The organism is Bacillus cereus group sp. BfR-BA-01349 (assembly GCF_022663795.1).
In the GTDB taxonomy this organism is placed as follows: Bacteria; Bacillota; Bacilli; order Bacillales; family Bacillaceae_G; genus Bacillus_A; species Bacillus_A cereus.
Genome location: NZ_JAKUGE010000040.1, coordinates 42,286 through 48,781 on the forward strand (window position 1 = coordinate 42,286; position 6,496 = coordinate 48,781).

A 6,496-nucleotide genomic window follows, 5' to 3' on the forward strand; every position below is an offset into this window, starting at 1 on the left:
GAAAGTATATATTATAAGTTTAGGAGCAAGAATATGAGTAAAATATTATTAAGAAGAGAAGATAATCCAAGAATATATAATGTAGTAGACAAGTTTTCTGCAAAATTAGGAATTAAGGATATAGTCGTATATGAAAGAGATTCCAAACCATTTTCTAAACAATATACTGGACAAGCAACAAGCAAAGGTTTAGTATTTCCAACAGTTTTAATTAGGGATGCACAGTTATACCCTCATGTATTTAAGTTTTTTGCTGGGCATGAGTTAATCCATTTTAACCACAAAGAATATGGACTAAAACAGGCATTGAATTCTACCATTGCAACGTTCTGCAATTCTGTTAAGATTAAAGGCCCTTTGCACAAAGATAATGCAAAGGTACTATTACAAGAGATGAGAGCAAATATAAAAGGCGCTGTAATCGCGGAATTAAGTAATAGTGAAATTATTGATGAACAAGTTTTAGCTCAAAATAAGAATAATGATCCTCTTATCCCAGCTTCTTATAAAGCAGGATATCCAGATAGAAACATGATTTCTAATTTTTGCACTAAATATAAGAAGTTTGATGAAAGTGTTGCACGAATAATTTTAGATGACTTTTGTGATAAAATGCATATATCAAAAAAAGAACAATTTATTAATAAGATTGTGGATGATTTTTTTATTAATACACTTTGAAGTGATTACATTAGAACATTCATAAAACCCCATTCATTTTGAAGAAATATGATTCATAATGGATGGGGTTCTACTATTTATATTAATAATATTATCAAATTTTATATTTCACCAATAAATGAAGAATAATTCCAATGAATTCTATTCGAATTGTCTTTTTTCTAAACGATCAATCGCTTCTCGTTTCTTTTCATTATTTATATTTGTATAGATACTAGTAACCTCAACAGAAGTGTGACCGAGTTGATCTCGTAGCAATACTAAGTCCTTGTTTTCCTTATAATGATTTGTAGCATACGTATGACGTAGCTTATGTGGGCTACGTTTTTCATCGAAGGCACTTGAATACTTCTCTACTAAGTTCTGTATAGCGCGTACTGAAAGCTGTGTGTATTTTCCTTGGTACCTAGTTACAAATAGAATATCCTCTTCAGGCGGACACATATATTTCTCTAAACGTACTTTCATGTATTCCTGTACGTCGTCTAAACACGATTTCGTTGCGAGAATTGAAGATTTTTTATTACCTTTACGAGTCACCTTAATGGTTCCCTGTCGAAAGTTTATACTTGAGAGGGTAAGACTAGCTAATTCAGATACTCGAAGCCCAGTGCCTAAAATAAGGCTTATTAATGCTATATCACGTTCTTTGTCACGTAAAAAATAATTGTATTTACGTGTAGATGTCTCTTTTAAGATTGTTGCATAATCATTTATCAAAAATCGTAAGAATGCTACATCCTCATTATCGTTAAAGATAATATTTGCCACTTCATCAGCTCTTGCTGCAGCATCAACTTTTTCTTTATGTAGTTCGATTTTCTCCATAACGTTACGTGAGAGATAGCTTTTTCCATGCTCATCTTCTGAATTCTGCGCTAAATATTTAAAGAGCGATTTTAAGGCAGAAAAGGTTCTATTAATAGCTCTAGTTTCAATTCCTTCACCTTGTAAGTACATGTGAAAGCGATTTACATCATTTAAGGGTAATGTCTGTAATGTCTCAATAGGTATATCAGTTATATTAGTAACCACGTTACCATTTACGACAGCTAATCGCTTAAGAATAATCCATTTAAAGAATTTTTCAAATTCAGTTATATATGCATATAGAGTAGCAGGGGAGAGAGCAGTCTTCATTTCTAGGTACTCAATGACATACCAGGGCATATTATTTTTATGCTTTTCTACAAGAGCTTTAAAACGTTCTTTTTCTCTATTACTCATGGTGTACACCTCAAATCTTTTAATTAAGTGATAATATATACTATTAAAATGCTTCATAAATATGTATTGGACAACAAGAAAGGTATCAATTTTATATTGATACCTTTACTATACATAATTCTATTATAATCGACAATCTTCACGTTAAATACACTTTTAACGAACAGTTGTTCTATTTTTATGTTGGGATAACTTTGCCCGTCCCCGAAAAGGGGTATTAAGACAAAATATTCCATATCATTTGTAGACAACTTTATGGTTCAACCTTAGTTATTCGATTTGTAACATAAATGTTCGTTTTTGTTATAACGTTGGTTTTAAGAAGTATTTTCCTTTATTTAGTCTATTTAGCTGTAACAAAATACTGTATCAAAAATAATTTGTAACAATATAAAATTTCTACCTTTTTGTTACATCTATCGCTTGCGAATTGGTATTTTCTGTCTTATTCCCTTTTTTCGGGGGATGGGCATAGAAACCCTGTTTGGAACGTATTAATTCATTTACTCTAGGCATTGCGAAAACATAACTAGTTCTTCTAAATGGAATATTATAAACAAAGCGACTATTTAGAGCAAGAAAAATCCACAGGAGTAGCATATGTAAAATATGACCTATACTCACTATAACTTGTAAGGTTTCTAGACTAAATACAAGGCTAATAATAGCAAGGGGAATCCATAGTAAAAAAGAAAACATTAATATACTAGTGCTTAAACTTATAAAACGTGTTATTTTTGTATGCATACGCTTCATTTCTATACCTCCATTTAAATTAGTTAATATTATTTCTATCTACACATTAGTACGATAAATCATGCTATATTTAGCTTCAATATTAAGAATGCTACGATAAAACAGCCAGTCACACATGACCGAATCATAATATTAATTTTACCACGAGACATTTCTTGTATATTGCATAGAAAAGTATCCTTTTTTATGTGTATATATCGTCGGATCTCTAGTGCTAGAAGAAAAACAGATGCAAAACAGCACATAAGCAAGAAAAATTCAAAAAAGACTCTCATCACGACATTACTCCTTACTATTTATATTCTATACTAAAATCATAACATAACAATATAATAATACCAACTGTTCGTTAAATAAGTATTTAACGCGAAGATGAAGTTGATAGTTTAAGTTTATTTTGTCCCCTCCTCTTCTGTTATAATATTTCAAAATATCATTAAATTAACTTAAACAGTACTTACATTAAGAAGTATATTTTATCTTCGTTTTATATAAATCTATTTTTGAATAAATTGAATACAAGGGATTATTCTTTTGATATTAATATAACCAACTGTATCTATAAATTGAAAACCTTGTGACTCTAATTGTTTAGATATTAAATTCAAGTCTTGTTCATCATTTAATTGTGACAACAATAAAAAGCTCATACTATAAACACCGTCTTTTAATACTTTTTTCAAGACTTCTGTTTCATAAGTATTTAAATATCCTTTATGCTTATAAGTATTTACAAGTTTTTCTGTTAATAAGTTGCTAAATTCAATTACTCTTTCATTATTACTAAATTGCATTCTACCTTTACTGATATCGGAAATTAACATTTCATTTTTACTTTCAAGTGTAAAAAGCTGTTCTTCCAATGTAGGCTTGATAATGTTATTCAACCAGCTAATCATTATTTGTTCCTTCTTTCGTAGTACATTGTACAATTATTCTTGTAGCATGACTTTAATTAATAAAATATTTGCCCAGGAGATCTATTCTATTAATTAATTCACAAATTTTTTCTACGGATACTAAACAACCTTTTCTATTTACAGATATAAATTCTATAAAGTACGCTCTATAACCTTTAATACTTTGAATAAACGTAAAAATAATAAATATTATATTATATTATTTTTACGTTTTTATAAAGGGAAAATAGATGAATTGTATTCCATGTTCGGATATACATTCATCTATTTTTTGGATTTAATTAGCATGGCCAAGAATTTGTATGATTTTATCAGCTTTGGAGTTTTCAATATGATAGTACATCTCTAACCCTTTTCTTTCAGCTTTAAGAGCTTTCCCTCTCGTTTTAGATAGGTGTTGCGATACTGTTGATTGTGGAATATCCAAAATGTCTGTTAATTGAGTTACATTTAGTGTTTTACTTTTAGCTAATTCACTTACAATTTGTAGACGTACAGGATGTGCCATTACTTTTAATAACTCTACGTTTTCTTCTGAAACCAATCCTTGCACGTTATCAGTATTAAAGTTGTTCATAAAAAAACCTCACATTCAATTTAAAATTTAATAACATTTTATAATGTATATTCCTAATATTAGTATATAGGAATGTCTTGTTTGTTTAACTATGGATTAATTATATAATTTTAACTTGTGCAATGTGTGGAGTTAGGATGTTTTTTATATGAAGTTTTTAGAGGATTCAAACAACTAAAAAGCTACAAAGAGATAAAATCTCTTTGTAGCTTTAAATTAATGAATTATGCAGTAATAAACTACCAATGTCATCAATATACGCATTTATATTATAGATAAACTAACTTAAGAAATCAAAGGTAATGATTCCCTTAAGAAAATTGATTATCCAAGATAATATCAATAAATATTGATGGATCTAGTTCGAAAGTAATTTTCACATCAACGGTTACATCTTCGTTTGTGTGAGGGTAATGATGTCCTACACATGTATTCATTACAAATTCTTGTTCAATTGCATTATTAAAGGCAGTATTACTGATTTCAGGTTTAATTTGTAGCACCGTACAATTAGTTACCATTTGTTTTATTTGAGAAACATCAAATTCATCTATGTGGTCTATTACTTCGCTAACTTCAAGCTCTTTATTCCATGCTACTGCATCATCTAACTCTGAGGAATCATAATTTATCGAATAACAGTCATCTACTAATACGTCGAATAAAGCCTTGTCAAAAATAGCCTCTAAATATTCTAATAAAAACGCATTTATTTCTTCATCATCCCAAAATGCATTTATTACAGATGCATCTTCAGAAGAAATTCGCGATGCAAGATCTTCCATATATAATAAATCTTTTAAAATGGCTATATCTTTTTTGAATAATTTAAGAAATGAATCATAGCTACCATAGGTCATTTCAATATAATTAGCATCATCTTTATTTAGTGATATATTACATAACAAACAGTGGCCATAATACATTACTTCTTCGGCAGCTTCAAAGTATACATATTCTTTTTTAAAGAATTCCTCTTTGCAACATGGACATTCATGAAATTTAATTAAAGATTCACTGTCTCTTTCTTTCTTTTTCCCGTTTAAAAATTTATTAAACTCTTTATCATCTTCTTTGTGTTCTTTTATAAACTGATTAGATATAAATACTTTTTTTAATAAAGTGAAGTGTCTAATGAATTTCCAAATATGTAAATCGTTAACTTGACTTGTGCCTTTTAAATCTAGTTTATGTTCTTTTACATATTCTTTAAAGTTAGGTAATTTGCTATTGTAAATTGGAAAAACAATAGTTAATACTTGTGCTATTAAATATTTAATTAGATCTTCAGTTAAATCATATTCATGGTGAGTAATAGAGTTTCTCAATTTATTTAGTTTATCAAATGTACCATAATCAATATTTGAAATCTTTAAGTCATTTAAAACTGCTGCACGATCAATCGCTTCTTTATAAGTAATTGTATTACCTATGTAACTCTTAGTGTTCTCACCATTATTGTTCAATCTATATTTCATTTCTTTTGTGAAATAATCATTTAAATCTTTAAAAATAAGTAGTTCTTGTTTTTCCTTTACTAAATACTTAAAAAGGGTTTCTGTAGAATGATGTATCCCTATTATTACATCTTTTATAATGTATTCTCTGTCACCTTCTGGAGCTGTTTCTAATTGTTTTAAATTATGAATAGCATTTTTTAAGGAATGTAGTCCGTTTTCTAATATATTCATTTATAGTCCCCATTGGAATAAATAAAAGTTTTTATTATCTATTATGCCGCTATTGTTGAAATTGCTTGTTTATAAATTAGCTGTTGTTTTCCATTGACTAATATAAGAACAGTAAATCTGTCTACACCAGCAATTTCACCCATGATTCTAACACCACTTTTTAAAAATATAGTGACCTTTTTGTTAGTAGAAGATAAATTCTTATATAATTCTTCTTGGAAATCTTGCATTTTCATAAGCTCCCCTCCATTTGGGTAATATTTTCATTTATAAATACAAATAAAATAATATCTCATTTTTTGTATAATGTATAATTTCTATAAAAAAAGTAGTAAAGGGTGTCTCAAGTCCTCTACTACTTTCAATTACCAGTTATAACTCAGTTTTCTTACATTCAAGGTATCTATATTTTATCAAAAAAATAAATTTTCCGTCAAATCATTAGAACCTTATAAAGTACTCCTGGCATTTATTTTAACTATATCGTAAAATGTGCTATAATATGATTTCTATCACTAAGTAACTAGGGTTGTATCCACTTTGGACCATCGTTTTATGAACTGAACCCAAAAAATTAGACAAATATATTAAGCAGCTACTAAGGATTGAACTCTGTATTGCACAGGGGACAATCCTTTTAGTTT

The 6,496-nt window shown here is 28.5% G+C and carries 7 protein-coding genes; 1 reads left to right on the forward strand and 6 read right to left on the reverse strand.

From position 1 onward, the window contains the following. Positions 1-33: 33 nt before the first annotated feature. Complete coding sequence (locus MR169_RS20170) at positions 34-681, forward strand: hypothetical protein (protein WP_242319925.1); 648 nt, start codon at positions 34-36, stop codon at positions 679-681. A 141-nt stretch (positions 682-822) separates the two neighbouring features. Here the strand turns inward: MR169_RS20170 and xerS are convergent, their stop codons facing one another. The 6 genes from xerS to hfq all read right to left on the reverse strand — a co-directional run bounded on the left by xerS (position 823) and on the right by hfq (position 6,082). Continuing rightward, complete coding sequence (gene xerS / locus MR169_RS20175; RefSeq protein WP_000071016.1) at positions 823-1,908, reverse strand: tyrosine recombinase XerS; 1,086 nt, start codon at positions 1,906-1,908, stop codon at positions 823-825. A gap of 399 nt (positions 1,909-2,307) precedes the next feature. Next, positions 2,308-2,664 carry a hypothetical protein gene (locus MR169_RS20180; protein WP_242319926.1) on the reverse strand — a complete coding sequence of 119 codons (357 nt, stop codon included), beginning with the start codon at positions 2,662-2,664 and terminating at the stop codon, positions 2,308-2,310. Between the two features lie 497 nt (positions 2,665-3,161). Beyond that, positions 3,162-3,563, reverse strand: a complete 402-nt coding sequence (locus MR169_RS20185; protein ID WP_242319927.1) for a hypothetical protein — start codon at positions 3,561-3,563, stop codon at positions 3,162-3,164. A gap of 298 nt (positions 3,564-3,861) precedes the next feature. Continuing rightward, positions 3,862-4,161 carry an ArsR/SmtB family transcription factor gene (locus MR169_RS20190; protein ID WP_242319928.1) on the reverse strand — a complete coding sequence of 100 codons (300 nt, stop codon included), beginning with the start codon at positions 4,159-4,161 and terminating at the stop codon, positions 3,862-3,864. A gap of 311 nt (positions 4,162-4,472) precedes the next feature. Further along, on the reverse strand, positions 4,473-5,852 hold the full coding sequence (locus MR169_RS20195) for a hypothetical protein (protein WP_242319929.1): 1,380 nt from the start codon (positions 5,850-5,852) through the stop codon (positions 4,473-4,475). 41 nt (positions 5,853-5,893) lie between these two features. Continuing rightward, positions 5,894-6,082 carry an RNA chaperone Hfq gene (gene hfq / locus MR169_RS20200; RefSeq protein WP_033702388.1) on the reverse strand — a complete coding sequence of 63 codons (189 nt, stop codon included), beginning with the start codon at positions 6,080-6,082 and terminating at the stop codon, positions 5,894-5,896. Positions 6,083-6,496 lie beyond the last annotated feature (414 nt).